The following is a 26,519-nucleotide window of genomic DNA, read 5'->3' as shown; positions in this document are numbered from 1 at the left end:
AGCAAGATGTCGGAGTCCCGCAGTCGGCGGGAGCACGCACCACGGAGGTCGCCCCACCCATGTCCACGCCGCCGTCCACGCCGTCGTCCACGCCGCTCACGACCCACGACGCGCTCCAGGTGGGCGCGCGCGACCACCTGGTGCAGCACTTCGCCAAGCAGCAGGGCAGCGACCTGCTCGTGCTCGAGCGCGGCGAGGGGCCCTACGTCTACGACACGCGGGGCACGCAGTACATCGACGCGCTCTCCAGCCTGTTCTGCTCCCAGCTGGGGTACTCCTACGGCGAGGAGTTCGCCGAGGCCGCCACCCGGCAGCTCACCACGCTGGCGTTCAACACCAACTGGAACACCGCGCACCCGGCGTCCATCGAGCTGGCCGAGATGATCAGCGACCGGGCCCCGGCCGACGACTACAAGGTCATGTTCACCGGCGGCGGCTCGGAGTCGGTGGAGTCGGCCTGGAAGATGGTCCGCGAGCACTTCGACGCGCTCGGCCAGCCGCAGCGGGTCAAGGCGATCGCCCGCCGCACCGCCTACCACGGCGTGACCCTCGGGGCGCTCTCCTTCACCGGCGTCCCCGGCTTCAAGTCGGGCTTCGGCACCGCGCCCATCGAGGTCAGCCACGTGTCGTCGACCAACGCCTTCCGGGCGCCCGACGGCGACGACCCGGCCGCCTTCTGCGCCCGGCTGCTGGCCGAGGTCGAGGACGCGATCGTCGCCGCCGGCGCCGACGAGGTGGCGCTGATCATCGCCGAGCCGGTGCAGAACGCGGGCGGCTGCTTCGTGCCGCCGCCGGGCTACTGGCAGGGGCTGCGGGCGCTGGCCGACAAGTACGGCACCCTGCTCATGGCCGACGAGGTCATCACCGGCTTCGGCCGCATCGGCGAGTGGTTCGCCGTCGCCCGGGAGGGCGTCGCCCCCGACCTGATCTCGGTGGCCAAGGGCATCACCTCGGCGTACGCGCCCATGGGTGCGGTCCTGGTCCGCTCGCACGTGCTCGAGCCGCTGGTCGACCAGGGCAAGGTCTACCGCCACGGCATCACCTTCGGCGGGCACCCGGTCTCGGCGGCGATCGCGCGCAGGAACATCGAGATCTTCGAGCGCGACGGGGTGCTGGAGAACGTCCGCACGCTGGCCGGGCCGCTCGGCGAGAAGGTCGCCACGCTGCTGGACCTCCCGATCGTCGGCGACGTGCGCGGCGCGGGCTTCTTCTGGGCGATGGAGCTGGTCAAGGACGACGAGGCCACCCGGTTCGAGAAGGAGAAGCGCGACGAGCTGCTCCGGGCGTTCCTCCCGCGCCGGCTGCGCGAGGCGGGCCTCATCGCGCGCTGCGACGACCGCGGCGACGCGGTGCTCCAGATCGCCCCGCCGCTGATCAGCGACGAGGCGCTGCTCGAGGAGATCGTCTCCCGCCTGCGCGACGTGCTCGCCGACGCCGGCGAGCACATGAAGCTCTGAGCGCGGTCCCGGTGGCGGCCTCGCCCCCGGGGCGCGAGGACGAGCGCGGCCACCGCCCCCTAGGGTGAGGCTGTGCAGGGTGAACCCGTGACCGGTCCCGAGGCCGCGGCCGACGAGCCGTCCCCTCCTGCCCGCACGGCGGGTGGCAAGCCGCCGACGATGGCCGAGATCGCCGCCCACCTGGGGGTCTCGCGCCAGCTCGTCTCCGCCGCCATGCGCGGTGCGCCGGGCGCGAGCAAGGAGAACCGCGAGCGGGTGCGGCAGGCCGCCCTCGAGCTGGGCTTCGTGCCGAACCTCGCCGCCCGCGAGCTGCGCGCCTCGAAGGGGCGTCAGGTCGGCGTCGTGTTCAACCCCGCGCACTCCACCGAGGCCGACATCATCGAGGGCGTCTACGCCGAGGCGCGCGAGCGCGGGCTGGGCGTGGTGCTCAGCGCCGTGACCGAGCACCGCAGCCCCCGTGACGCCTTCCGCGAGCTCATCGCCCACCGCTGCGTGGCCGTGGCCGTCATCGGCTCCGACCTGCCCCGCGCCGACCTCGCCGAGCTCGCCGGGCAGGTGCCCGTGCCGGTCGTCGGCGTCGGGTACGGGCGCCGGGACGCGGCGTTCTCCGTCGTCCGCTCCGCCGGCGACACCGGCATCGCGCTGACCGTCGAGCACCTCGTGGGCCTCGGGCACACCGAGATCGCCTACCTGGACGCGGCCGGCCCCGCTCCGGCGGCGATCCGCCTCGCCGGCTACCGACGCGCGGTGAAGAAGCACGGCCTGGTCGAGGACGTCCTGGGCGACCTCACCCACCTCGGCCTGCCGACCTACCCCGAGGAGGTGGGCTCCTCCGTCGCGCGCCAGCTGCTCGCGCGGCCCAGCCTGCCGACCGCCGTGGTGGGCAGCAACGACCACGCCGCGGCCGCCCTCGTCTGGGCGCTGTCGCGGCGGGGGGTGCGGGTGCCCGAGGACGTCTCGGTCACCGGCTACGACGACTCCCCGCTCGCCCGCGTGAGCGCCAACGACCTGACGACGGTCAACCAGCGTCCGCAGGACATGGGCCGCGCCGTCGTCCGCTCCTCGCTCGCGGCGATCGAGAGCCCCACCGCCCCGCCGGAGCCGGTCGTGGTCGACGTCGAGCTGGTCGTGCGCTCCTCCACCGCGGCGCCGCGCGCCTGAGCCCAGCCTCGGGACGTCATACGCACCGGAGACACGGGTCTCCGGGGCGTATGACGTCCCGGCGGCGGCTCAGCCCTCGCGGGCGGCGAGCTCGAGGTGGCGCGACCAGCCGCTGGCGCTGACCAGCGTGCAGGCCAGGCAGACCAGCGCGACGACGCCCAGCATCGCGGGCACCGAGAACCACGCGCTGAGCGCGGCGAGCAGCGCCGGCAGCAGGAACCCGACGTAGGCCAGCGCGTAGTAGACGCCGGTGAGGCCGGCCAGGTCGTCGGGGCGGGCGATGCGCTGCACCTCCAGCAGGCCCGAGACCACGGCGATCCCGTAGGCGGCGCCCAGCACCAGGGCCACCGGCACGGCGAGCACCGGGCTGCCGACGAGGGCCGTGAGCGCGGCCAGCGCCATGCCGAGCGACATCAGCACCATGGAGACGACGATCGCCCTCGCCGAGAGGGTGTCGTCCAGGCGGCGCGCGATGGGCTGCACCAGCACGCCGGTGACCAGGGTGGCCACGGTCAGGGCCGCGGTGAACAGCAGCTCGGCCGAGCCCAGCGAGCCCTCGACCGCCTGGGGCACGATCGCGTAGGCGACGCCCGCGGAGCCGAAGATCCACGGGGCCATCGGCAGCACCACGTGCAGGAACCGTCGGTGCCCCGCGGCGGGCACCCGCAGCCGGTCGAGGAACCGCAGGTCGCCGCGCTCGCGCCGCGTCTCGGGGGCCGAGCGGGCGACCAGCGCGAGCACCGGCAGCGTGAGCGCCACGTGCACCACGTACGGCCACAGCAGCGCCGGGTGGCTCCACTGGGCGAGCAGGGCCGCCGCGGCCGGGCCCGCGGCGAAGCCGAGCGTGAGCAGGATCGAGGAGCGCCGGGCGCCGGCACCGGGGCGGGCGGTGGCGTCCCAGGTGGGGCGCGAGAGCTCGCTGACCCAGGCGGTGCCCACCGACATGGCGACACCGACGGCCACCCCGACGAGGGCGCGGCCGGCGAAGATGGCGGCGTACCCGGCGACGTCGCCGACGGCCAGCGCGATGCTGCCGAGCACGGAGGCGACCAGGCCGGCCAGCATGACCGGTCGCCGGCCCACGTGGTCGGAGAGCGCCGAGGCCACCAGCAGCCCGGGCACGAGCCCCAGCACGTAGGCGCCTAGGAAGACGTTCACGTCGACCTGGGAGAACCCCATCTCGGCGCGGTAGACGCTGAGCAGCGGCGTGAACTGGTTGCCGCCCCAGCCGATGACGAACATCGCCGCGGCCGGCACGCGCCAGGCGCGGGCGGCCCTCGCGGCCCCCGGGCCGGTGGCCGGCGCGGTGGTGGTGAGGACGGCGGCCTCGACCTGCGTGCTCACCAGGCACCGCCCAGCAGCACCGCGTGGGTGCGGCTCAGGTGGCCGCGCAGGCTCGCCTCGAAGGCGTCCGGGTCGCAGGCGGCCACCTCCGCGGCCATGCTCCGGTGCTCCGCGGCCAGGACGACGAGGTGCTCGGTGTGCGCCCCGATGGAGCCGATGGCCATGCGGCGCTGCCGGTCGCCCAGGCTCGCGTAGAACCCGGCCGCGACGGCGTTGCCCGACGCCTCGACGATCGTGGCGTGGAACTCGGTGTCGGCCCGGGCGAACCCGGCCACGTCGCCGGCCGCGGCCAGCCGCTCCTGCTCGGCGAGCAGGGCGACGACCGCCGTGGCGAGACGGTCGCGGGCCGCGTCCTGGCCGGGGGAGACGAGCCGACGGACCGCCGCGCTCTCCAGGGCACGGCGCACCTCGAGCACGTCGCGGGCCTCGCCGGGGGCGACCGGCACCACCACGGCGCCGCGGCGCGGCAGCAGCTCGAGCAGGCCCTCGGCCTGGAGCCGGAGGAATGCCTCGTGGACGGGGGTGCGCGAGATGCCCAGCGGGGCGCCGACCTCGACCTCGCTCAGCAGGGAGCCGCCGCGCACGGCGCCGGTGAGGATGTCCTCCTTCACCGCGCGGTAGGCGCGCTCGGCGGCGGGGGCAGCGGGGTCGTCGATCGGTGGCACCTCAGGAACGTACAACCTTGCATGCAAGGAGTGCCAGCGACTGTGAGCGCCGTGACGGGCGGTGGGCCGGCAGCCGCATGAGCGCGCCACGCGGTTGCAGGGTCACCGCCCGTGCGGCGGTCTCAGCTGAAGACGACCGTCTTGGTGCCGTTGAGGAGCACCCGGTGCTCGGCGTGCGCGGTGACCGCGCGGGAGAGGGCGAGCGCCTCGAGGTCGCGGCCCATGGCCGTGAGGTCCTGGGGCGACTTGGTGTGGTCGACGCGGGTGAAGTCCTGCTCGATGATCGGGCCCTCGTCGAGGTCGGCCGTCACGTAGTGCGCGGTCGCGCCGATGACCTTCACCCCGCGCGCGTGCGCCTGGAAGTACGGACGGGCGCCCTTGAACGCGGGCAGCAGGGAGTGGTGGATGTTGATGGCGCGGCCCGACAGGTCGCGGCACAGGCCGTCGGAGAGGATCTGCATGTAGCGCGCGAGCACCACCGAGTCGGCCTGGTGCACCTCGACCAGCCGGCGCAGCTCGTCCTCCGCGTCCGCCTTGGTGTCCTTGGTGACCGGCACGTGGTGGAACTCGATGCCGTGCCACTCGACGAGCTCGCGGAAGTCGGTGTGGTTGGAGACGACCGCGACGATCTCGGCCGGCATCGACCCGGTGCGGGTGCGGTGCAGCAGGTCGTTGAGCACGTGCCCCTGCTGGCTCACCATCACCAGCATCCGGTGCTTGCGGGTGGGGTCGTGGAAGGCCCACTCGGCGCCCAGGTCGTCGGCCACCTCGGTGGCGAACGCGGCGGCCAGCGCGTCGGTGTCGGCCTCGACGGCCGCACCCTCGACCGGCTCCAGCGCCGCCCGCATCCGCAGGAAGAACAGGCCCGTCTCCTCGTCACCGAACTGCTGGCTGTCGCGGATCGAGTACCCGTGCGAGGCCAGGAAGCCTGCCACCGAGGCCACGATGCCGTGGCGGTCCTGGCAGGAGAGGGTGAGGACGAGCTCGGACATGGTGACCTTTCGAGTGCGGGCCTGCGGGTGCGCAGCGCGTAGACGGTAGCCGCCGCCCTCTCCTCCCGCGTAACGACCGCCGAGTCGGCAGTACCTTGCTGCCGACTCGGCGGTGAGTCGGCAGCAGCTTTCACCGGACGCGGACGAGGACCTCGCCGTGGACGATGTTGAACCAGCCGTCCTCCTCGGCGGCCCACGCCTGCCAGGCCTGCGAGACCTCGACGAGGTCCTCGGGGTCGGCCAGCTTCTCGTCGACCAGCTGGGTGGCGATCGAGGACTGCAGGATGCGGTCGGCCCACGACCCGCCCCACAGCTGCCGGGCCTCGGGGTCGGCGTAGCACCAGGTGGACGAGGTCGCGACCACGTCCGTCGCGCCGGCGGCCCGGGCCCAGGCCAGCAGCCGCCGGCCGGCGTCCGGCTCGCCGCCGTTGGCGCGCGCCGCGGCCTGGTAGTAGCCGGCCCACTTCTCGAGCCCGGGGTTCTCGGGGTACCAGGCGAAGGAGGCGTAGTCGGCGTCGCGCACGGCCACGACGCCGCCAGGACGGGTCACGCGGATCATCTCGCGCAGAGCCGCCACCGGGTCGGCGACGTGCTGGAGCACCTGGTGGGCGTGCACCACGTCGAAGGAGTCGTCGGGCAGGTCCAGCGCGTGCACGTCACCGAGCAGCAGCTCGGCCCGGTGCGCCAGGTCGGAGCCGGCGCGGGTGAGCCCGGCGCGCGTCTGGTCCAGCGCCTCGGGCGCCAGCTCGAGGGCGACCAGGCGGCCGGGAGCGGTGCGTGCGGCCAGGCCGGCCGTGATCGTGCCCGGCCCGCTGCCGACGTCCAGCAGGTCCTGGCCGGGGCGCAGGTGGGGGAGGAGGTAGGCGGCCGAGTTCTCCGCGGTGCGTGCCAGGTAGGAGCGCTGGACGCTCTCGCCGTAGCCGTGCGTGTACGTGGACCCCGGGGTGCTGCTCATGCCGTGACAGTACGCCTGGAATCCCACATGGCAAGACGCAGGTCTCAAATATTAGGACGCGGACGTGGGGTCGGCGGCAGCGGGGGCTGTGGTCCGGGGCACACGGGACCCCACGCCCCCCACGGTGATGGCACGATCCATCCCGTGACCGTCCAGGAAGCCCCCAGCACCCCTGGCCGCGCAGGACGCGAGGCCGCGGAGCGCGACGAGCCCCGTGCTGCCCGCACCCGCGACGCCCTGCTCGCGGTGCTGCGTCGCCACCTGCGCACCGGCGGGGGCCCGCTCTCGGTCGCCGAGGTGTGTCGTCGTGCCGGCATCCACCGGGTCACCTTCTACGGCCACTGGCCCGACCTGGACGCCGCCCTGGACGACGCCGCGACCACCGAGGTGGACGCCCTCGGCGTGACCCCGGAGGCCGTGCTGAGCGCCGCCACGACGCCCGTCGAGCTGGCCCGGACCTACCGGGCCCAGCTGCGGGCGCAGCTGGAGGAGGTCCGGGCGCACCGCGAGGTCTACCGGGGGCTCTTCCGCGCCGGGGGGCTCGAGCTGCGGCTCCAGACGTCGATGCGCACGCGCGCCGAGGACGCGATCGCCCAGCTGCGCCGCCTCGGCGTCGACACCGGCGACTCCCTCGACGTCGCGGCCGGCTACCTGGCCGCCGGCGCCGCCGCGTCCTACCGCGACTGGGCGTTCAGCGACGAGCAGGACGTCGACCTGGCCGCCGCCCGGATCACCGCCCAGCTGCCCGCGTGGTGGCCGCAGGCCTGACGGGCACCCCCGGAGGGCTCAGCCCAGCCAGACCTTGCGCAGGGTCTCGGTCACGACCCACGTCGTCCGCTCGCCCTCGCTCAGCCGCACCACGACGCCCGGCGCCAGCGCGACCACCTCGCCGTCGGCGAAGGTGAGCGTGCCGTTCCCCGCGAGCACGACGAAGACCTCGTCGGCCTCGACGTCGGTGGCGGTGCCCGGCGTCATCTCCCACACGCCGACCTCGGTGCCGCCGAGCGACGTCAGCGTGCGCAGGCCGGCCCCGGGCGAGCCCACGACCACGTCGTCGGCGGGCAGCGGCTCGATCGCGAGCGGGGAGGTGGTGTCGAGGACGCGGGTCATGGCGGCCAGCCTGCCGCACCCGGGCGGGTGCCGGTGCGGCAGGCTGGGTGACGTGGCGAACAACGCGCTGGGCGACTTCCAGACCCCGCCCGCGCTCGCCGCGGCGTGCCTGGCGCTGGTGGACCTGCCCGCTTACGCCCGCGTGCTGGAGCCGACCTGCGGCACCGGCGCCTTCCTCGCCGCCGCCGGGGAGCGGTGGCCCGACGCCGAGCGGCTGGGGGTCGAGGTGCAGCCCGGTCACGCCGGGATCGCGCGGGCGCACGCCCGGGTGCTCGAGGACGACGTCCTCACCCTGCGCCTCGACACCGACCTGCCCTGGCGGACCGCGGGCCCGCTGGCCGTCGTGGGCAACCCGCCGTGGGTGACCAGCGCCGACCTCACCCGCCTCGGAGTCACCACGGCGCCCCGCCGCCGCGACCTCAAGCCGCTGCCCGGCCTCGACGCCCTGCTCGGCGCCTCCAACTTCGACGTCGCCGAGACGCTGCTGCTCACCGTGCTCGAGCACCTGGCCGACCAGCCCCTGACCGTCGCGGTGCTGGTGAAGACGCAGGTGGCGCGCGCGGTGCTCATCGAGGTCGCCCGGGCCGGGCTGCCGCTGGTGGCCGCCGAGGTCTTCGGCGTGGACGCCCGCCGCTGGTTCGGGGCCTCGGTCGACGCGTGCTGGCTGCACCTGCGGCTCGACCCGTCGGCCGGCCGGCCCCCGGCTGCCGCCGACGGGTACGTGGCCGACGTCCACGCCGGGCTGCACCGCGGCACCCCGGAGCGGCGGGTGGGCGTGGTCGACGGCCGCTGGGTCGAGGACGTCGACGCCCACGCCCGGGTCCGGGCCGCCGACGGCGCCAGCCCGTGGCGCTGGCGCTCGGGGGTCAAGCACGACGCCGCGTCCGCCCTCGAGCTGGTGGTGGACGAGGCGGGCGTGGCGAGGACGGCGGCGGGCCAACCGGTCGCCGTGGAGCCGGAGCACCTGCACCCGCTGCTCAAGGGCGGCGACCTGCACCACGGGCGCCCGGCCTCGCGCCTGCTGGTGCTGCCCCAGCGCAGGCTGGGGGAGGAGACCGCCGGCCTGGCCGACGCTGCGCCCGGCCTGTGGGGCCACCTCGAGGCGCACGCCGCGGTGCTGGACGGCCGTCGCTCGCGGATCTACGCCGGACGACCGCGGTTCAGCGTCTTCGGCCTCGGCGACTACACGTTCGCGCCGTGGAAGGTCGCGGTCTCGGGGCTGCACCGCGACGCCCGGTTCCGGCTGGTCGGCCCGGCGGCCGTCGGGGGCCGGGCGCCCCGCCCCGTCCTGCTCGACGACACCGCGTACCAGGCGGCCTTCTCGGGGCCGGAGGCGGCGGCCGAGGCCGCCGTGGCCTGGGCGGTGCTGGGCTCGCCCGCCGCGTCCGACCTGCTGGCGGCGCTGCTGCCGCGCGGGGCGAAGCGTCCGGTGACCGCGCGCCTGCTCGCGCGCCTGGACCTGGCCCGGCTGCCGGTCGACGACGCGGAGGTCGTGGCGCGCGCCCGTGCGGGGCTGGCGCGGCAGGGCGCCGAGGAGGCCTGCGGGGGCGTGCCGACCGCCCTGGCCCGGCTGCGTGCCGGTACCACGGACGCGGCGGTCTGACCCCGCCCGATCGGTGGGCCCGACTTGGCGGTACTTGCGCGGGTACGCACAATCGTGGCGGACCACCATCTGACCGCGCGGCCCCGGCCGCACGTCCCCCAGGAGACACGTGAGCGACGAGCCGACCACCGGTGGTCCCGCCGAGCCCGCAGCCGCTGACGAGGCACGCCCCGCTCCCCGCGCCGGACGGCGACGGGCCAGGCCGCGCCGCGGGCGCGCCGTGCTGCGGGCGATCGTCAGCACGCTCGTGGTGCTCGCGATGGTCTCCGGTCTGGGGGCGGTCTGGTTCTACCGGCACCTGAACTCGAACCTGACGGTCGCCGACGTGACCGCCCAGCTCTCCGACCGGCCCACGCAGGTCGAGGTGGAGGGCCCGCAGGAGCCGCTCAACATCCTGGTGATGGGCATCGACGACCGGTCCTGCGACGGCTGCGGCATCGACAAGGAGTCCGGCGCCGACGGCTCCGACAACACGCTCCTCATCCACCTCTCGGCGGACCGCTCGCGCGCCTACGGCGTCTCGATCCCGCGTGACTCGATGGTCGACCGGCCCGAGTGCACCGACGACGACGGAGGCTCGCTGCCCGCCGAGGACTACGCGATGTGGAACGCCGCCTTCTCCGTCGGCGGTGCGGCCTGCACGATCCAGCAGTTCGAGTCGCTCACCGACATCCGCCTCGACCACTACGTGGTGGTCGACTTCGGCTCCTTCAAGGACATGGTGGACGCGGTCGGCGGCGTCGAGATGTGCATCCCCTACGACATCGACGACTCCGCCCACAACATCTACCTCGAGGCCGGCACCCGGACCCTCGAGGGCGACGAGGCGCTGGCCTACGTGCGCGAGCGCTACGCCGTCTCGGGCGGCTCCGACCTCGGCCGGATGAAGCGCCAGCAGGCGTTCCTCGCCTCCATGGCGCACACGGTGGTCTCGGCCAACACGCTGGCCAACCCGCTGCGGCTGACCCGCTTCCTCGACGCCGCGACCTCGTCGCTGACGGTCGACTCCGGGCTCGGCAGCATCTCCAAGCTGGCCGACCTGGGCTACCAGTTCCGCAACATCAGCCTCGACGGCATCCAGTTCATCACCATCCCGAACACCGTCGACCCCAACAACCCGAACCGGCTGGTGTGGACCGAGGACGCGGCGAAGGTCTGGCGCAAGCTGCGCAACGACAAGCCGCTGACCTCCTCGATCGCCACCGACGCCATCTCGGCCGGGTCGCTGCCGGGCTCGGACTCCACGTCTGACTCCGCCTCCGCCAGTAGCTCGCCGAGCGCCTCGTCGAGCACCGGGACGAAGAAGAACAAGAAGAAGGGCTCCGGCGGCGCCGCGCTGGCCGACGAGGACGCCCTCGCTGCCGCGGGTCTGTGCACGTGAGCGAGACCGACGGCGCCGAGGAGGCGCGCGAGCCCGGCACCCAGGAGCCGGCAGGTGCGCAGCCGGCGGAGGCACCGCGCGGGGAGACGTCGCCGGCCGAGCCCGACTGGCAGCGCAAGCGTCGGCTGGCCGAGGTCTTCGGCGAGGTGCTGCCCGGCACCACCAGCGACGAGCGCGGCCCGGACGGCGGGCGAGGCGGCCGCTCGGGGGACGACTGGCTGCGGGAGCAGGTGCCGCCGCACCACGGCGGCTGACCCCTCCCGCCCCGCCCCGCAGGACGCAGGACGCAGCACGGCCCCACCGCACGCGTGCGGTGGGGCCGTGCCGGCTGTCGCCCGGTGGTGCCGGGCGGCTCCGGGTGGCGACGCGTCGTGCGTGGGGTGACCCGGGTCAGGCCTTGTGCTCCCCGCCCTCGGCGGGGGCGTTCTCCGCGGCGGCCTGCGACTGGAGCAGGTCGCGGATCTCGCGCAGCAGCACCGTGTCCTCCGGAGTGCCGGGAGGGGCGCTGGGGAACCACTTCTCCTTGGCCTTCGTGTACGGCAGCACCACGAAGAAGTAGACGACCGCGGCCATCACCAGGAACGCGATGAGCGCGTTGAGGAAGTACCCGACCGAACCCTCCTCGGCGCCGACGAAGACCTCGTCCGCGTCGGGGATCTGCGCGAGCAGCAGGGCGGTGAACGCCGTGACCACGGTCGCGAACGCGGTACCGATGATCACCGCGACCGCCAGGTCGACGAGGTTCCCGCGCAGCAGGAAGTTCTTGAATCCGCTCAGCATCGTTGGCCTTCCCGAAAGTCTCCAGGCCCGGCCGGGCGGCACGGGTCCGGGAGCAACCTAGCCAGACCAGGCGTAGCTGAGGAAGGCTCTCGCGGCCGCGTCCACCACGTGGGTGACCTGGGTCTCAGGCACGCCGAGCACCACGACCCGTCCACCGGTGGCCCCTGCGGGCCCGGAGGCCGACATGCCCGTGGCCCCGTCGCCGGTGGGCAGCGCCAGGACGGTGACGTCGGCCGCCACCACGGTCGAGAGCGCGGACGCATCGGCCGTGGCAGTCCCGCCGCCGACCCCGCCCGAGGCGGAGGCGAGCAGGTCGATCCGGTCGCCGACGTCGAGCAGCGCCGCCGTGCCGGCGTCGGGCAGCCGCACCGGCACTGCCGTCGTCCCGGCCTCGGAGGCCAGGCCCGCGCCGACGAGGCGGGCGGACGTGATGGCCTCGCCCGCGCCCACCGGGCCCGCGAGCACCTCGCCCTCGGGCGCGGCCAGCGCCCCCGGCGGGGCGGTACCGGGCACCTGCTCGACGGTCGTGAGGTCGTCGGGCGTGAGCGTGGCGCCGGCGGGCAGGTCGTGCGCCGCCACCGTCACCGTCTCGGACGCCGGGGGCGGCGCCGAGACCGCCCGCAGGCCCAGCCCCACCGCCGCGGCGGCCAGCAGGGCCGCCAGCAGTCGGCGTCGCGCCAGGACGGCCGAGCGGACGCGGCGGCGGGCCGCGGCCAGCCGCTCGCGCGGGGTGAGGGGGAGGTCCGAGAAGGTCACGCCTCGACGGTAGGCGTCAGCGGCTCGCGGCGTCGGCCGTCATCCACAGGCCCGCGGAGGAGGCGTGCCGCGCCGCAGCGGCGGCGATCAGGAGGCGCTGGAGCCCGAGGCGCTGCTGGACGACGAGGACCCCGAGGAGGACTTCTCCGACGACGACGACGAAGACGACGACGAAGACGACGACGAAGACGACGACGAGGACGACGACGAGGAGCCGGAGCCCGCGTCCGAGGAGGACGACCCCGAGCCGGACTTCTCGGAGGAGGAGGACTTCTCCGAGGAGGACGAGCCCGACCCGCGCGAGTCGGTCTTGTAGAACCCGGAGCCCTTGAAGACGACGCCGACGGCGTTGTAGACCTTCCGCAGTCGGCCCTGGCACTCGGGGCACTGCGTCAGCGAGGAGTCCGAGAACTTCTGGACGATCTCGAAGCCGTGTCCGCACTCGGTGCAGGCGTACTGGTAGGTGGGCATCCGATTCCTCCCGGGGCACGTGCGCGAGGCGCGCGGTGGGCCGCGCGCCTCGCTGGTGGTCGTCGGGTCGGCAGCCGGCCCCGGTCACCCAGGTCCTGGCACTCCGGCCCGTCGAGTGCCAATGCTACGTCAGAGCCGGTCGCACGTGAGAACGTGCGCCCATGAGCGACACCCGTGCCGCCCGCCGCACCGACGAGGGCCCGAGCCTCCGCGACCGCTGGGCCCGGCTCCCGTGGCCGGCCCGGGCCGGGGCGGGCGTGGCGATCGGCCTGGTGCTCGTGCTGGTGCTGGCCGGGATCGCCGCCGTCGTCCAGGTGCGTCGGGCGCTGCCCGAGACGTCAGGCGAGATCGACCTGCCCGGGCTCGCCGCACCCGTCGAGGTGGTGCGCGACGAGAACGGCATCCCGCAGCTGTACGGGGAGTCGGTGGCCGACCTGGCGATGGCCCAGGGCTACGTGCACGCCCAGGAGCGGTTCTTCGAGATGGACGTGCGGCGCCACGTCACCGCCGGTCGCCTCTCCGAGCTGGTGGGGGAGAGCGGCGTGGAGACCGACGCCTACATCCGGACGATGGGCTGGCGCCGCGTCGCCGAGGCCGAGCTCGGCCGGCTCGAGCCCGACACCCGCGAGCTGCTCCAGGCCTACGCCGACGGCGTCAACGCCTACCTCGACGGCCGGCCCACCGCCGACATCGCCGTCGAGTACACCGTGCTCGGCCTCGGCGGCCTCGACTACCGCCCCGCGGACTGGACCCCCGTGGACTCCCTGGCCTGGCTCAAGGCGATGGCGTGGGACCTGCGCGGCAACATGCGCGACGAGGTCGACCGCGTGCTCAGCGCCGCGGCCGTGGGCGCCGACCGCGCGGCCACGCTCTTCCCGTCCGCCGAGGACGCCACCCCGATCGTCACCCAGGGCACGGTGGTCGACGGCGTCTACGAGGCGGACGCCACCACGGGCGGCACCCGCAACCCCAAGCGCGTCGGGTTCACCGCCGACCAGCAGCAGGCGCTGGCGGACGTCGTCGACGGCACCGAGACCATCCCGGCCCTGCTCGGCGTCGGCGACGGCCTGGGCTCGAACTCGATGGTCGTCTCCGGCGACCTCTCCGCCACCGGCGCCCCGCTCCTGGCCGACGACCCGCACCTCGGCGTCTCGGTGCCGGGGGTGTGGATGCAGATGGGGCTGCACTGCACGGCCGCGTCCCAGACCTCGGGGGAGTGCCCCCTCGACGTCGCCGGCTTCACCTTCTCCGGCTTCCCCGGCGTGATCATCGGCCACAACGCCGACGTGGCCTGGGGGTTCACCAACCTCGGCCCCGACGTCACCGACCTGTACGTCGAGAAGGTGCGCGACGGCCAGTGGCGCTACGCCGGACGCTGGCGCGACCTGCGCACCCGCACCGAGACCATCCAGGTCGCCGACGGGGACGACGTCGAGCTCACCGTGCGCTCCACGAAGCACGGCCCGCTGCTCTCCGACGTCTCCACCCAGCTCGCCGAGGCCGGCGTCGACGTGCTCTCCGGCACCCGCACCGGCCCCGAGGAGATCGCCGCGGGCACCGAGGCCGCGGTCGCGCTGCGCTGGACGGCGCTGGACCCCCGGCCCACCGCCGACGCGGTGCTCCAGATGAACCTCGCCACCGACTGGGACTCCTTCCGCGCCGCCGCCGCCTCCTTCGCGGTGCCCGCGCAGAACCTGGTCTACGCGGACACCGAGGGCCACATCGGCTACCAGGCCCCCGGCGTGGTGCCGATCCGCAAGTCCGGCAACGACGGGCGGACGCCGGCGCGGGGCTGGCTCCCGCAGGACGACTGGACCGACCAGACCGTGCCCTTCGCCGGTCTGCCCAGCGTGCTCGACCCCGACGAGGGGTTCGTGGTGACCGCGAACCAGCGGGTCGTCGACGACTCCTACCCCTACTTCCTCACCGACGACTGGGACCAGGGTTACCGCTCCGAGCGCATCCGCGCGCTGCTCGAGGCCGAGACCGCCGACGGCGGCGACGTCTCCCTCGACGAGCTGGCCGCCATCCAGCTCGACACCCGCAACCCGGTGGCCGCCGCCCTGGTGCCGCGCCTGCTCGACGTCTCCCTCGACGAGGGCTACGCGGACGACGGCCAGGCGCTGCTCGCCGACTGGGACCTCTCCCAGCCCGCCGAGGGCGAGGGCTCGGCCGCCGCGGCCTACCTCAACGCCGTGTGGGCGCGGCTGCTGGCCGACACCTTCCACGACGACCTGCCCGAGGACCTGTGGCCCGACGGCGGCGACCGCTGGGTCGCGGTCGTCACCCGGCTGCTGGACCGCCCCGGCAGCCAGTGGTGGGACGACGCCGACACCGAGGACGTGCGCGAGCGCCGCGACGACGTGCTGGAGCAGGCGATGCTCGAGGCCCGCGACGACCTGACCCGCCGCCAGGCCCGCGACGCCACGGAGTGGACCTGGGGCCACCAGCACACGCTCGACCTCGTCTCCACCCCGCTCGGGCTCTCCGGCATCGGCGCCGTCGAGGCGCTGGTCAACCGCGGCGGCTGGGAGGTCGGTGGCGGCGGCGCGGCCGTCGACGCCTCCTCGTGGGACGCCGCGTCCGGCGAGTTCACGGTGACCACCGCCCCGTCCATGCGGATGCTGGTCTCGCTGGCCGACCTCGACGACTCCCGGTGGATCAACCTCACCGGCGTCTCGGGCCACCCCACCTCGGCGCACTACACCGACCAGACGGACCTGTGGGCCCGCGGCGAGACGCTGCCCTTCCTCTTCAGCGAGGACGCGGTGCGCGAGGCCGGCGACGACGTGCTGACGCTGACCCCACCCGACTGAGCCCTCCCGATTGAGCCGACACCGGGATCAGCGGGGGAGCCGGACCACCCCGTCGCCGGTGGCCGCCCCGGTGACGGGCCGGTCGTGCGGCTCGGTGGGCACGGCCACGCCCACCTCCTCGGGGTGCAGCAGCACCCACACCGGGGTGCCCACCGGGACGCGGCCCAGCGCACGGTCGTAGGAGCCGCCACCGCGGCCGAGCCGCGCGCCGTCGTCCGCCACCGCCAGGCCGGGCACGAGGACGAGGTCCGCGGTCGCGACGGCGTCGGGGCCGAGCCCGGGGCCGACCGGCTGGAGCAGCCCGTAGCGGGCGGGGGCGAGGTCGTCGGGGCCGGTGTGCACCGCCCAGTCGAGGTCGTCGTCGGGCAGCAGCACCGGCAGCAGCACGCGGCGGCCGGCGTCGGCGAGCGCGGCCAGCAGGGGGCCGGTGCCCGGCTCGCCCGCGGAGGAGACGTAGCAGGCCACCGTCGCGGCCCGAGCGACCTCGGGCGTGGCCAGCAGCGCGGCGGCCAGGTCGTGGGCGTGGGCGACCTGCGCGGCGAGCGGACGCCGGCGGCGCTCGGTGAGCAGGCGGTCACGCACCGCCGTCTTCGCGGCAGCACCGCCTCCAGGGCCGTCGACCGAGGTGTTCACAGGCGCCTCCGAGGCTGGTGCGGGAGGCCTTCATCCGTGCGGGCGAAACCGGAGGGGGTTTGCGGACCGGCCACGAGACGACCCTACGATGCTGCGCATGACTGCTGCTGGGCTGGACGCCGCACGCGCGAAGATGCAGGCCGAGGGTGTGGACGAGAACGCGATCCGCACCTTCGCCCACTACTACGGGCTGCTGGAGAACGGCGAGACCGGGATGATCCCCGAGTCCACCATCGAGCCGGTCGGCATGGAGTCCCTCGGCGACGTCGAGGTCGAGGACGAGGCCGCCTCGGCCGCGCTGCGCACCACCGCGGTCATCAAGCTCAACGGCGGCCTGGGCACGTCCATGGGCATGGACCGCGCCAAGTCGCTGCTCTGCGTGCGTCGCGGCCTGTCGTTCCTCGACGTCATCGCCCGTCAGGTGCTGCACCTGCGCGAGCAGCACGGCGCCCCGCTGCCGCTGATCCTGATGAACTCGTTCCGCACCTCCGCGGACACGATGGCCGCGCTGGCCCGCTACGAGGACCTGCCGGTGGCCGGCCTGCCCCTGGAGTTCCTGCAGAACAAGGAGCCGAAGCTCCTGGTCGACGACCTCACGCCCGTCGAGTGGCCCGCCGACCCGACCCTGGAGTGGTGCCCGCCCGGCCACGGCGACATCTACACCGCCATGCGCGGCACCGGCCTGCTCGACCAGCTGCTCGCGGCCGGCTACGAGCGGGTCTTCATCTCCAACTCCGACAACCTGGGCGCCACCCCCGACCCGAAGGTCGCGGGCTGGTTCGCCGGCACCGGCGCCCCCTTCGCCATCGAGGCCGTGCGCCGCACGCCCAGCGACCGCAAGGGCGGCCACTTCGCCCGCCGCAAGGCCGACGACCGGCTGGTGCTGCGCGAGACCGCCCAGACCCTCGACGAGGACAAGGCGGCGCTGGCCGACCTCGAGCGGCACCGCTACTGCTCCACCAACAACATCTGGGTCGACCTGCGGGCGCTCAAGACCGTGCTGGACGAGCGCGACGGAGTCCTCGGCCTGCCGATGATCCGCAACGAGAAGAACGTCGATCCCGCCGACAAGTCGACCCCCAAGGTCGTGCAGGTCGAGTCCGCCATGGGCGCGGCGATCGAGGTCTTCGAGGGCGCGACCCTCATCGAGGTCGGCCGGGACCGCTTCGTCCCCGTCAAGACCACCAACGACCTGCTGGTCCTGCGCTCCGACGTCTACGCCGTGGGCGAGGACTTCGTGCTCGACCAGGTCAGCGACGACCTGCCGTTCATCGACCTCGACGACGACTTCTACAAGCTCGTCGAGGACTTCGACTCCCGCTTCCCCGAGGGCGCCCCCTCGCTCGTGCAGGCCACGGCGCTGCGCGTGCAGGGCGACGTCACGTTCGGCAAGGGCGTCGAGGTCGTCGGGGACGTCACCGTGGCCGGCGAGGCCGGGCAGCGGATCGAGCCCGGCACGGTGCTGAAGGACGCGGATGCCTGAGCCCGTCTCCGTCGAGGAGCACCTCGCCCGCATCCTCGACGACGTCGAGCCGCTGGCGCCCTACCAGCAGCCGCTGATGGACGCGCTCGGCCTGGCCGCGGCCGAGCCGGTGGTCTCCACGGTCTCCCTGCCACCCTTCGACAACTCTGCGATGGACGGCTACGCGGTGCGCTACGCCGACGTGGCCGCCGCCTCGGAGGAGCACCACGTGCACCTGCCGGTGGTCGGCGAGATCAGCGCCGGCGACGCCCGGCTGCTGGCGCTGCCGCCCGGCACCGCCGCCAAGATCATGACCGGCGCCCCGGTGCCCAGCGGCGCCGACACCGTGGTGCCCTACGAGTGGACCGACCGCGGCGTCGCCACCGTGGTCATCTCCCGCGCCCCGCGCGAGCGCCAGCACGTGCGCTACGCCGGCGAGGACGTGGAGACCGGCGACCTCCTGATCGAGGAGGGCACCGTGCTCGGCCCGCGCCACCTGGGGCTGCTCGCGGCCGCGGGTCGCCCGACGATCGCCGCCCGGCCTCGTCCGCGCGTGGTGATCCTCTCCACCGGCACCGAGCTGCGCGACCCGGGCACCGGCCTGGGCCACGACTCGATCTACGACGGCAACTCCTACCTGCTGGCCGCGGCCGCGCGCCGGGCCGGGGCCATCGCCTACCGCGTCGGCATCGTGCCCGACCAGCCGCGGGCCTTCCTGGAGGCGCTGGACGACCAGCTCGTGCGCGCCGACCTGGTGGTCACCTCCGGCGGCATCTCCATGGGCGACCACGACGTGGTCAAGGAGGCGCTCTCGCCGCTAGGCTCGATGTGGTTCGGCTCCGTGCGCATGCAGCCGGGCAAGCCGCAGGGCTACGGCCGCGTCGGCGAGGACGACACCCCGATCTTCACGCTGCCCGGCAACCCGGTGAGCTCCTACATCTCCTTCGAGCTGTTCGTGCTGCCGGCGCTGCGCACGATGATGGGCCTGCTGCCGGCCTCGCGCCCGCACGTGCGTGCCCGGCTCACCCACGCCCTCACCTCCCCGCCCGGACGCCGGCAGTACATGCGCGGCGACCTCGACCGCGCCGCCGGCAGCGTCTCGCCCGTCGGCGGGCCCGCCTCGCACCTGGTCGGCGACCTCGCCGTGGCCGACGCCCTGATCGTGGTGCCCGAGGACGTCACCGAGCTGCCCGCGGGCGCCGAGGTCGAGGTGCTGCCCCTGGAGGGCGGCCTGGAGGGCGGGCTGTGAGCACGCCTCCCGCCGGTGAGCCGGGCCCCCGGCTGACCCACGTCGACGAGTCCGGCGCGGCCCGGATGGTCGACGTCTCGGCCAAGGCCGTCACCCAGCGCACCGCCACCGCCACCGGCCGCGTGCTCGTCTCGCGCCAGGTGGTGGCGCTGCTGCGCGGCGAGGGCGTGCCCAAGGGCGACGCGCTCGGCGTGGCCCGGGTCGCCGGGATCATGGCCGCCAAGCGCACCCCCGACCTCGTGCCGCTGTGCCACCCCCTGGGCATCTCGGGGGTGGAGGTCGACCTCGAGGTGCTCGACGACGCCGTCGCGATCACCGCCACGGTGCGCACCGCCGACCGCACCGGCGTCGAGATGGAGGCGCTGACCGCGGTCTCGGTCGCCGGCCTCACCGTCGTCGACATGGTCAAGGCCGTCGACAAGCGCGCCGTCATCACCGACATCCGCATCGAGGCCAAGTCCGGCGGCAAGTCCGGCGACTGGACCCGCTGACCCCGCCCAGTCGGCAGTGACGTGCTGCCGACTCACCGCCGGCCCTCGCCGAGTCGGCAGCAGCCTTCATGGGTGTCCGCGCACGGCGGGTGGACGTAGGCGGCTCGGACGACGGCGGGCAGACTGTCCACCGTGACGCAGACCCCGACGCCCCCGCCGGCCCCCGAGCGCGCCGTGCCCGGCCTGCCGGCCGCGGTGGTGGTCGCGTCCAACCGCGCCGCGGCCGGTGTCTACGAGGACACGACCGGCCCGCTGATCGTCGACGCGCTGGCCGGTCTGGGCTTCGAGGTCGGGCCTGCTGCCGTCGTCCCGGACGGGGAGCCGGTGGGGGAGGCGATCGCGGCCGCCGTGGCCGCCGGCGCCCGGGCGGTGCTCACCACCGGCGGCACGGGCCTGACCCCCACCGACCGCACCCCCGAGGTGACGCGCCCGCTGCTGGACCGTGAGGTCCCCGGCATCGCCGAGGCGATCCGCGCCGCCGGCGTGGCCAAGGGCGTGCCGACGGCGGTGCTCTCGCGGGGCCTGGCCGGCGTCGCGGGGGAGTGCCTGGTGGTGAACCTGCCGGGCAGCCGCGGCGGGGTGAAGGACGCGCTGGCGGTGCTGGAGCAGGTGCTGCCCCACGCGGTGGCCCAGGTGCGCGGGAGCGACCATTGAGCCACCTGCTCGGAGCGGGCCTGGGGCGTCCGCAGGGGGTGCGCCCCGGCGGGTGGCCGGTGCGGCTCCAGCACGACGACGTGCTCTGCCGTCCGCTCCAGCGGCAGGACGCGCGGGCCTGGCGGGTCGCACGGGAGCGCAACGCCGCGTGGCTGGCGCCGTGGGACGCGACCGTGCCGCCCGGTGGTGACACCCGTCCGACCACCTTCGACGCGCTCGTGCGCAGCCTGCGGCGCCAGGCGCGGCAGGGCACGACCTACCCGTTCGTGATCGAGGTGGGCGGGGAGTTCGCCGGCCAGGTGACGATCAACAACGTCGTCCGTGGCTCGGCGATGTTCGGCTCGGTGGGCTACTGGCTCGACCGGCGCTTCGCCGGCCGCGGCGTGATGCCGCGCGCCGTGGCGATGGTGCTCGACCACGGCTTCGCGCGGCTCGGGCTGCACCGGGTGGAGATCGCGATCCGGCCCGAGAACTCCAACTCGCTGCGGGTGGTGGAGAAGCTCGGGCTGCCCGAGATCGGCTACGCGCCGGGCTACCTGCACATCGACGGCGACTGGCGCGACCACCGGCTGTACGCGATCACCCGCGAGCAGGTGCCCACCACCGGGCTGCTGGTGCGGGTGCTCACCGAGCGGCTGTGAACCACATCCGTCACACCAGCAATTTCCGACACACCTGTTGACATGCGGGTACGTGTGCGCCGTCGACCCTAGAGTCCGTGGCGTGGACCTGAGCGCATTCATCTTCGTGGCCCTGGCGGTGGCCTGGGCCGCCTACCTGGTGCCCAAGGCGCTCAAGCACCACGAGGACGTCGTCAGGACGCGCTCCGCGGAGCGGTTCAGCCAGACGATGCGTGTGCTTGCGCGCCGGGACCACGCCGCTGCCCCCGCCGGGCACGCCGGCTACCTCGACGACGACACGGTGGAGCACGCCGTCGTCCTCGACGAGACGACCGACCCGGACTCCCCGCTCCATGGTGCTGACCCGGCCGAGAGCGACGAGGCCCGCGAGGCCGCCGGCGACCGCGGTGTCGTCATGGCCCGCGCCCGCGCCGCCGGTGCCGCGATGGGTGCTGCGACCGTGGCCGCCACGGGCCGCGCGACCATGGCCACCGCCCGCGCGGCCGCCGGCTCGCGGGCCGCGGCCGTGGAGCAGCGTGCCGCCCGGGCCGAGGCCCGTGCCGAGCGCCGAGCACAGCGCGCCCACGACCGCCTCGTGGCCGCCGAGCTGCTCGTCGCCCGCCGCGACGCGATGACCGCCGGTCAGCGCCGGGACGCGGCCAACCGTGCCGCGCGCCGGCGCCGCCGCGTCCTGATCGCCCTGGTGGCTGTCCTCGCGCTCGTCGGCGTGCTCGCCGCGACGCCGGCGCTGCACTGGGGCTGGGTGGCCGCACCCGTCGTCCTGCTCGTCGCGTGGCTGGTCGCCTGCCGCGTGATGGTGCGCCGCGAGACCGGTATCTCCGGGCCGCTGGCGCGCATCCCCGTCGTCACCACCACCGAGGCCGAGCAGGCCGCGGAGGAGGACGAGGAGGTCGTCGCACGCACCACCGTCGACCCCGAGACCGGCGAGGTCGCCGTCGTCCGCGTGCAGGGCGACCAGGTCGTCGTGGACGTCGAGCCCGGCTCGATCAACCCCGACGGCACCTGGAACCCCGTGCGCGAACACGTGCCCGGCTACGTCGGCCAGCCCGTCGCCCAGCGCTCCGTCTCCGAGCTCGACCTGGAGTCCACCGGCGTGTGGACCTCCGGTCGCACCGAGACCGACGCCGCCATCGCCCGCGAGGCCGAGGAGGCCGAGCGTGCGCGCCGCCAGGGGTACGAGGGCCAGGGCGGGCACGGCCGTGCCCTCGGCTCCTGATTCGCGCTTCCCCACCTTCCCTCGCCACGGGCGCCCTCCTCACCAGGAGGGCGCCGGTGCCGTTCCCCGGGCCGTCCGACCGCCGAGTCGGGAGTAGCTTGCTGCCGACTCGGCGGTGAGTCGGCAGCACCTTTCAGCGGCAGGGCATCGCGAGGCATCGCGGGGGAGCGCGCGGCTGGTGGCAGGGGTGCCGATTCGGGGCCCGGCCTGGCCTGGTGCTAACGTCTGTGACCGCGCCGCAAGGCGCGATGGGGCTGTGGCGCAGTTGGTAGCGCGTCTCGTTCGCAATGAGAAGGTCAGGGGTTCGAATCCCCTCAGCTCCACCGACAGAAGGGCCGCTCACCTGGGGAAACAGGTGAGCGGCCCTTCGCCGTTTCTCGTCCGTTTGGGGCCCACTCGACGGAAACTCGACGAAATCACCCTCAGACCTGCCCCGGAGCACTGTCAGGGAGGCGTCGAAGGCCCCCTGCACAGCATCGGTGCGGGGCCCTTTCTGTCACGCCTGGCGGCCGCACGTTCGCTGAGGCGGGTCTTGAGGGCCGCCTCAGCTTTGGCCCCGGACTCGCCGGCTGCGGTGACCACTCGGGTCACGCTCCAGCCGCCTACACAAACCATCTGACACGCCCTCGACGCACCAGTCAGTCGCTCCCCGGAGAAATGGCCGGTCCAGTACGGTCCCTGCTTCCTCCACAATCCCGCAGAGCGACGTTTCAAGTCGGCCCTGACGGAAAGTGTGGGGGGTACATCTCGGGAAGGAAAAGCGTGCCTCACATCACCACGCCCTCCGCGTCCGTCAAACGCAGCAGTTCGGCCGTGTGCCGCCGAATCACGGCAGCTGCCCTTGGCGGTGCCCTAGCCCTCACAGCCCTGACCGGGGCTGGTTCCGCAGCCGCGGCGGACACCACCTCGACCGCCGCCGAGGGCACCACCTACCCAGAAGCCGCGCTGCGCGGCTGCGCCGACAACAAGATCACCGTCAAGGGCGTCGCCCGCCGCCGCGACGGGGCCAAGCTCAAACGGCACCGCGTCCTGATGATGCTGCACAAGGACGGTACTGTTCTCGGTGGGTTCCGCTCGAACAAGAGGGGCTTCTACTCCGGCAGCTTCTGCCGCACCAAGACGCTCAAGCAGTACGCCGCGAACCACAACGGTCACCTCAACATCGACATCCTCGCCCGCAAGGGTGACGGGACCACCTACGTCCGCACCATCACCACACGGGTCGCGCGGGAAACGACCAAGGTGGGTGGGAAGTTCGTGCCCTCGCGTACGTACTCCAGCGCCAGCCGCACCGCCGGGCGCGGCGTCGCCACCGGCGACCCCATCGGACACTCGTCCATCGTCAACCCCAGCGTCATGTTCGTTCAGGCCATCCCGCATGTGACCGCGCAGTACTACTACGGCGCCAAGTCGAAGGCGACCATCGCAGCCTCAGTCGGCGTCGACGGAGGAAAGGGCGCCATCGCCGGCGAGGTCTCCCTCAGCGGCGAGACAGGATTCGGGAGTCTCCAAGAGCTGAACTCAACCGCGAAGAAGCCGAACCGTGCGGTCACCGTCCACCCGCAGATTCAAGTCACCAACAGCTACACCTGCCCGTCGTACAACCCCTACGCCGGCGGATTCAACATGGACTGCGTCGCGGAGTCCTCCGGGCAGTGGACAGGCAAGGTGACCTCCAAGGCGGCCCAGTTCCGAGGCTGCTTTGTCGACAGCGACGGAGGGTGGTTCTTCCGCACCCGCAGCAAGAAGGAGTACATCACCACCGACGGCGTCGAGTACACGAACGGCGTCTCCGGTGGCGTCGGCGGAAGCAGCCTGAAGGTCTCGGTCACCTACGGAGCAGACACCTACGTCAAGCTCATCCTCGAGGAGACCAAGAGGCGGCACCGGTACTGCATCGGCGGGAACGAGGACCTGGTCACGGAAAGCGCTGCCCTCTACATGAACTTGCGCGACAAGACCGGCAGTGGGGGATGTCGCACAGACGGAGACACCGACGTCGTCAGCTGCCGAGAGGACTGAACGTGCCCCACGACGCTTCGACCAGCCCGGTCGGCCGTCAATCCCCAGAGCCACGAGGCGCCCGGTCGGTGCGCCGGGCCGCGGTGAGGAGAGCCTCCGCCCTCTTCACCGCGGTACTCGCCGCCGGGACGCTCGTCGCCTGTGACAGCGGCAGCTCGGAGCCGACGCCCACAACGAGTCCGGCGACGAGTCAGGCGCTGAGCGCATGGGAGCAGAGGTTCGAGGGGACCAGTTGCGCCGAGTTCACCGAACCTGCCGGCGACGAGCAGCAGGGAGGGCCGCTCCAGGACGCGAACAGCCGCGTCTTCGGCCTCGGTATGCAGCGCGAGCCGGGAGCCCCGCTGGAGCAGATGAAGCGCCCAAGGTTCTCTGCCGCTCCTATGCGGGTTGCGGCTCTCGGTTGAGGGCCGCGTAGTGGGCGTTCTCGAACTCCACCGGGGTCATCATCCCCAGCGACCCGTGGAGTCGTCGCTGGTTGTACCAGTCGACCCATCCGGCGGTGGCGAACTCGACGTCCGCGACGGTCTTGTAGGGGCCGTCGTGGAAGACCGTGGTGCGGATGCACTCGGCCTTGTAGAGCCCGTTAAGGGTCTCCATCAGGGCGTTGTCGTAGGCGTCCCCCACCGTTCCGATCGAGGGCTGAATGCCCTCGATGTCGAGGTGCTCGGTGAACTTGATCGAGGTGTACTGGGACCCGGCGTCTGAGTGATGGATCAGCTCCTCGCCGACGACTGGGCGCCCGTCGTGGTCACGCTGCCAGATCGCCATCCGCAGCGGTGTCATGACCAGTTCGACGTCCTTGGCCGTGGCGGCGTGCCAGGCCACGATCCGTTGGGCGAAGACGTCCACGATGAAAGCGACATAGACCCACCCGGCCCACGTCCTCACGTAGGTGAAGTCGGTGACCCAGACCTTGTCCGGCGCGGCCGCGGTGAAGTCGCGATCGAGAAGGTCACCGGCACGTTTGCCGTCCTTGGCCGGGATCGTGGTCCGCAGCTTCTTGTCGCGTCGGACCCCGGACAGCCCGAGCAGTCGCATCGCCCGGTCCACGCTGCCGGCCGAGGCCTCCGGGAGCCGGCGCCGACGCACCAGCGCGGTCATCTTGCGCCGCCCGTAGAGCCCTTCGGGGGTCAGCTTGCGGGACCCGGCGCGCTCGTCGTTGGTCCAGGCCAGGTCCCGGACCGCGTCGACCACCATGGCATCGGTGATTGTGCGGCCCGCGACCTGGCGGGAGGCCTGTCGCCAGGACCGGTAGGTGCGCGCGGCGATCGCCAGTCCTCGCTCACGCAGGACCCGGCAGATCGACTCGACCGCGTGCCCTTGGGCGCGTTGGTCGTCGATGAAGGCGACGATCAGCGGTTGCGGGGGTCGAGTTCCCCCACGAAGAAAGTTGTGGCTGCCTTCAAGATGGCCACGTCCTCGCGCAGCCGGCGGTTCTCTGCGCGCAGCCGCTTGATCTCGTCGTTCTCCTCGGTGGTCACGCCCGGGGCGTCGCCGCCGTCGATCTCGGCCTGCGTCACCCAGCGCCGCAGCGATTCCTTGCCCACCCCGGTCTGCTTGGCCACGGCCAGCACCGCGGCCGTCTTGGTCGGGTACTCCGCGCGGTGCTCGAGCACCAGGCGCACGGCCCTGGCCTTCAACTCAGGGTCCAACTTCTTCGGCATGTACTGCATCCTTCCAACTCAAAAGGATGCGGCATCAAACCTGGGGCGCTTCAGGATGGCGATCATCCCGGTCACCAACCACGCAGCCGAGCCGGTAGCGGTCCTCTCCGTCGAGTTCATCACCGAGAAGGGCGCCTCCCCGCTGACCGTGGCCGGCGTCCGCCTGGCCCCGGGAGACATCCGAAAGGCCATCACCCGTCCCAGGCCGCGGTTCGACACTTGGCCCGACGCGTCCGACTACTGCCTGCCGGGCACGGACGGAGGCACGGGCACTGACCCCACGCCGACCTCCGACCCGGCCCGCGTCGTCCTGGCGTTCCAGATCGGGCCAACCCCCGAGGACGAGGTCGACGGGGAGAAAGAGAGCAAGAACAACGCCATCAACATCCACTACGCCACGGGTGACGGGGCGCGGTACGTCGCGGTTTATCCGTACCAGTTCTACTGGGACAACTAGTCAGGCAGCACTGCTGCTTGGGCAGTCTGGATTTGGCTATGCCGGTTTAGGTCCCTCGCGCTCCTGGCGCGCTCGTCGAAGTCTCATTGGGCCTGGTCGCCACTGTTTCGCGCTCGGCGCGCCGGTGTGCGCGCATGGACATGAAACGAGATCCCGGGCGCGGGGTGGAGGGACCCCCCTGGTTTCGGGTTGCCCGCATCGGGAGACGGCCGCGTCCCGGTGCTGACGCTTGTGGGCAACGTCGTGAGCGTGAAGGACCCTGGCAAGCGACTCTCCGGCGGGTACGCAACCAGATAAGGGCACACAGGCACGAACCAGGCACTTCCCCATCCAAGGTTCCGGGTTCGTGTCTGTTGAGTGCGTCAGTCCACAGGCCCAAGAACTCGCACGCGCCTCCCGGAGGAATCACGCACGTTGAGGACCTCGAACCTGCCGACGCGTTCCAGGTTCGCGAGGTCACCAACTGGTCACAGATGGCACCCAGGATCCGCCGAAACCGCAGGTCAGTAGGCATAGAATGGGTTCCAGTGGTCACTCGT

General features: G+C 73.4%; 25 protein-coding genes and 1 tRNA gene. 16 read left to right on the top strand and 10 right to left on the bottom strand.

The features are described from left to right. Positions 1-59: 59 nt before the first annotated feature. Together M8316_RS15785 and M8316_RS15780 are read left to right on the top strand one after the other, a co-directional pair. Complete coding sequence (locus M8316_RS15785) at positions 60-1,457, top strand: aminotransferase class III-fold pyridoxal phosphate-dependent enzyme (protein WP_250056110.1); 1,398 nt, start codon at positions 60-62, stop codon at positions 1,455-1,457. Between the two features lie 87 nt (positions 1,458-1,544). Further along, on the top strand, positions 1,545-2,618 hold the full coding sequence (locus M8316_RS15780) for a LacI family DNA-binding transcriptional regulator (RefSeq protein WP_250056107.1): 1,074 nt from the start codon (positions 1,545-1,547) through the stop codon (positions 2,616-2,618). A gap of 69 nt (positions 2,619-2,687) precedes the next feature. Here M8316_RS15780 and M8316_RS15775 read toward each other — a convergent pair whose 3' ends face one another. The 4 genes from M8316_RS15775 to M8316_RS15760 form a co-directional block, all read right to left on the bottom strand. Continuing rightward, complete coding sequence (locus tag M8316_RS15775) at positions 2,688-3,962, bottom strand: MFS transporter (protein ID WP_250056105.1); 1,275 nt, start codon at positions 3,960-3,962, stop codon at positions 2,688-2,690. Beyond that, a complete protein-coding gene (locus tag M8316_RS15770; protein WP_250056104.1) occupies positions 3,959-4,627 on the bottom strand; it encodes a GntR family transcriptional regulator in 669 nt (222 codons plus the stop codon). The genes M8316_RS15775 and M8316_RS15770 overlap by 4 nt, the downstream gene beginning before the upstream one ends. Positions 4,628-4,749: 122 nt before the next feature. Then, a complete protein-coding gene (purU, locus tag M8316_RS15765) occupies positions 4,750-5,619 on the bottom strand; it encodes a formyltetrahydrofolate deformylase (RefSeq protein WP_250056103.1) in 870 nt (289 codons plus the stop codon). A gap of 130 nt (positions 5,620-5,749) precedes the next feature. Further along, positions 5,750-6,574: a class I SAM-dependent methyltransferase gene (locus M8316_RS15760; protein ID WP_250056102.1), complete on the bottom strand. Its 825-nt coding sequence runs from the start codon at positions 6,572-6,574 to the stop codon at positions 5,750-5,752. 144 nt (positions 6,575-6,718) lie between these two features. On the opposite strand from M8316_RS15760, the gene M8316_RS15755 reads away from it, so the two are divergent. Then, the gene (locus tag M8316_RS15755; RefSeq protein WP_250056101.1) at positions 6,719-7,342 is read left to right on the top strand and encodes a TetR/AcrR family transcriptional regulator; all 624 of its coding nucleotides are present in this window, start codon (positions 6,719-6,721) and stop codon (positions 7,340-7,342) included. A gap of 18 nt (positions 7,343-7,360) precedes the next feature. Here the strand turns inward: M8316_RS15755 and M8316_RS15750 are convergent, their stop codons facing one another. Beyond that, entirely contained in the window at positions 7,361-7,684 is a 324-nt protein-coding gene (locus tag M8316_RS15750) for a cupin domain-containing protein (RefSeq protein WP_250056100.1), read from the bottom strand. Here M8316_RS15750 and M8316_RS15745 point away from each other — a divergent pair. The 3 genes from M8316_RS15745 (at position 7,683) to M8316_RS15735 (ending at position 10,922) form a co-directional block, all read left to right on the top strand. Then, positions 7,683-9,287, top strand: coding sequence for a hypothetical protein (locus M8316_RS15745; RefSeq protein WP_250056099.1), 1,605 nt, complete (start codon positions 7,683-7,685; stop codon positions 9,285-9,287). The genes M8316_RS15750 and M8316_RS15745 overlap by 2 nt on opposite strands. A gap of 109 nt (positions 9,288-9,396) precedes the next feature. Then, complete coding sequence (locus M8316_RS15740; RefSeq protein WP_250056098.1) at positions 9,397-10,668, top strand: LCP family protein; 1,272 nt, start codon at positions 9,397-9,399, stop codon at positions 10,666-10,668. Continuing rightward, positions 10,665-10,922, top strand: coding sequence for a hypothetical protein (locus M8316_RS15735; RefSeq protein ID WP_250056097.1), 258 nt, complete (start codon positions 10,665-10,667; stop codon positions 10,920-10,922). Before M8316_RS15740 ends, M8316_RS15735 begins: the two co-directional genes overlap by 4 nt. Before the next feature lie 136 nt (positions 10,923-11,058). On the opposite strand, the gene M8316_RS15730 is transcribed toward M8316_RS15735, so the two are convergent. From M8316_RS15730 to M8316_RS20790, 3 genes are all read right to left on the bottom strand, one after another. Then, positions 11,059-11,448: a large conductance mechanosensitive channel protein MscL gene (locus M8316_RS15730; protein ID WP_250056095.1), complete on the bottom strand. Its 390-nt coding sequence runs from the start codon at positions 11,446-11,448 to the stop codon at positions 11,059-11,061. 57 nt (positions 11,449-11,505) lie between these two features. Continuing rightward, positions 11,506-12,204, bottom strand: coding sequence for an SAF domain-containing protein (locus M8316_RS15725; protein WP_250056093.1), 699 nt, complete (start codon positions 12,202-12,204; stop codon positions 11,506-11,508). A gap of 87 nt (positions 12,205-12,291) precedes the next feature. Further along, positions 12,292-12,675 carry an FmdB family zinc ribbon protein gene (locus M8316_RS20790; RefSeq protein WP_272495362.1) on the bottom strand — a complete coding sequence of 128 codons (384 nt, stop codon included), beginning with the start codon at positions 12,673-12,675 and terminating at the stop codon, positions 12,292-12,294. Positions 12,676-12,836: 161 nt separating this feature from the next. On the opposite strand from M8316_RS20790, the gene M8316_RS15710 reads away from it, so the two are divergent. Next, entirely contained in the window at positions 12,837-15,491 is a 2,655-nt protein-coding gene (locus tag M8316_RS15710) for a penicillin acylase family protein (protein WP_250056091.1), read from the top strand. A gap of 27 nt (positions 15,492-15,518) precedes the next feature. Here M8316_RS15710 and M8316_RS15705 read toward each other — a convergent pair whose 3' ends face one another. Beyond that, positions 15,519-16,124: a 5-formyltetrahydrofolate cyclo-ligase gene (locus M8316_RS15705; RefSeq protein WP_250056089.1), complete on the bottom strand. Its 606-nt coding sequence runs from the start codon at positions 16,122-16,124 to the stop codon at positions 15,519-15,521. Between the two features lie 97 nt (positions 16,125-16,221). Between M8316_RS15705 and M8316_RS15700 the strand changes: the two genes are divergently transcribed. From M8316_RS15700 to M8316_RS15665, 8 genes are all read left to right on the top strand, one after another. Beyond that, positions 16,222-17,607: a UTP--glucose-1-phosphate uridylyltransferase gene (locus M8316_RS15700; protein WP_250056088.1), complete on the top strand. Its 1,386-nt coding sequence runs from the start codon at positions 16,222-16,224 to the stop codon at positions 17,605-17,607. Further along, the gene (glp, locus tag M8316_RS15695) at positions 17,600-18,835 is read left to right on the top strand and encodes a molybdotransferase-like divisome protein Glp (protein WP_250056087.1); all 1,236 of its coding nucleotides are present in this window, start codon (positions 17,600-17,602) and stop codon (positions 18,833-18,835) included. Before M8316_RS15700 ends, glp begins: the two co-directional genes overlap by 8 nt. Next, positions 18,832-19,326: a cyclic pyranopterin monophosphate synthase MoaC gene (gene moaC, locus M8316_RS15690; RefSeq protein WP_308196039.1), complete on the top strand. Its 495-nt coding sequence runs from the start codon at positions 18,832-18,834 to the stop codon at positions 19,324-19,326. The genes glp and moaC overlap by 4 nt, the downstream gene beginning before the upstream one ends. A gap of 183 nt (positions 19,327-19,509) precedes the next feature. Further along, positions 19,510-19,980 (top strand): MogA/MoaB family molybdenum cofactor biosynthesis protein, encoded by a 471-nt coding sequence (locus M8316_RS15685; protein WP_250056336.1) that lies wholly within the window; start codon positions 19,510-19,512, stop codon positions 19,978-19,980. Further along, a complete protein-coding gene (locus M8316_RS15680; protein ID WP_250056086.1) occupies positions 19,977-20,621 on the top strand; it encodes a GNAT family N-acetyltransferase in 645 nt (214 codons plus the stop codon). The genes M8316_RS15685 and M8316_RS15680 overlap by 4 nt, the downstream gene beginning before the upstream one ends. A gap of 82 nt (positions 20,622-20,703) precedes the next feature. Continuing rightward, a complete protein-coding gene (locus M8316_RS15675; RefSeq protein WP_250056085.1) occupies positions 20,704-21,837 on the top strand; it encodes a SepX/GlpR family protein in 1,134 nt (377 codons plus the stop codon). A gap of 250 nt (positions 21,838-22,087) precedes the next feature. Next, positions 22,088-22,160: transfer RNA gene (locus tag M8316_RS15670), tRNA-Ala, on the top strand. 439 nt (positions 22,161-22,599) lie between these two features. Beyond that, the gene (locus tag M8316_RS15665) at positions 22,600-23,859 is read left to right on the top strand and encodes a hypothetical protein (RefSeq protein WP_250056084.1); all 1,260 of its coding nucleotides are present in this window, start codon (positions 22,600-22,602) and stop codon (positions 23,857-23,859) included. A 378-nt stretch (positions 23,860-24,237) separates the two neighbouring features. On the opposite strand, the gene M8316_RS15660 is transcribed toward M8316_RS15665, so the two are convergent. Continuing rightward, positions 24,238-25,523, bottom strand: a protein-coding gene (locus tag M8316_RS15660; protein ID WP_250056083.1) for an IS3 family transposase whose coding sequence is annotated in 2 segments (ribosomal slippage) — positions 24,238-25,250 and positions 25,250-25,523 — 1,287 coding nt in all. Because the reading frame shifts where the segments join, the coding sequence is not laid out codon by codon here. A 55-nt stretch (positions 25,524-25,578) separates the two neighbouring features. Between M8316_RS15660 and M8316_RS15655 the strand changes: the two genes are divergently transcribed. Next, positions 25,579-25,980, top strand: a complete 402-nt coding sequence (locus M8316_RS15655) for a hypothetical protein (protein WP_250056082.1) — start codon at positions 25,579-25,581, stop codon at positions 25,978-25,980. Positions 25,981-26,519 lie beyond the last annotated feature (539 nt).

Origin of the sequence: Nocardioides bruguierae (assembly GCF_023554635.1) — a bacterium.
In the GTDB taxonomy this organism is placed as follows: domain Bacteria; phylum Actinomycetota; class Actinomycetes; order Propionibacteriales; family Nocardioidaceae; genus Nocardioides; species Nocardioides bruguierae.
This window is presented reverse-complemented; position numbering and strand designations above follow the sequence as displayed.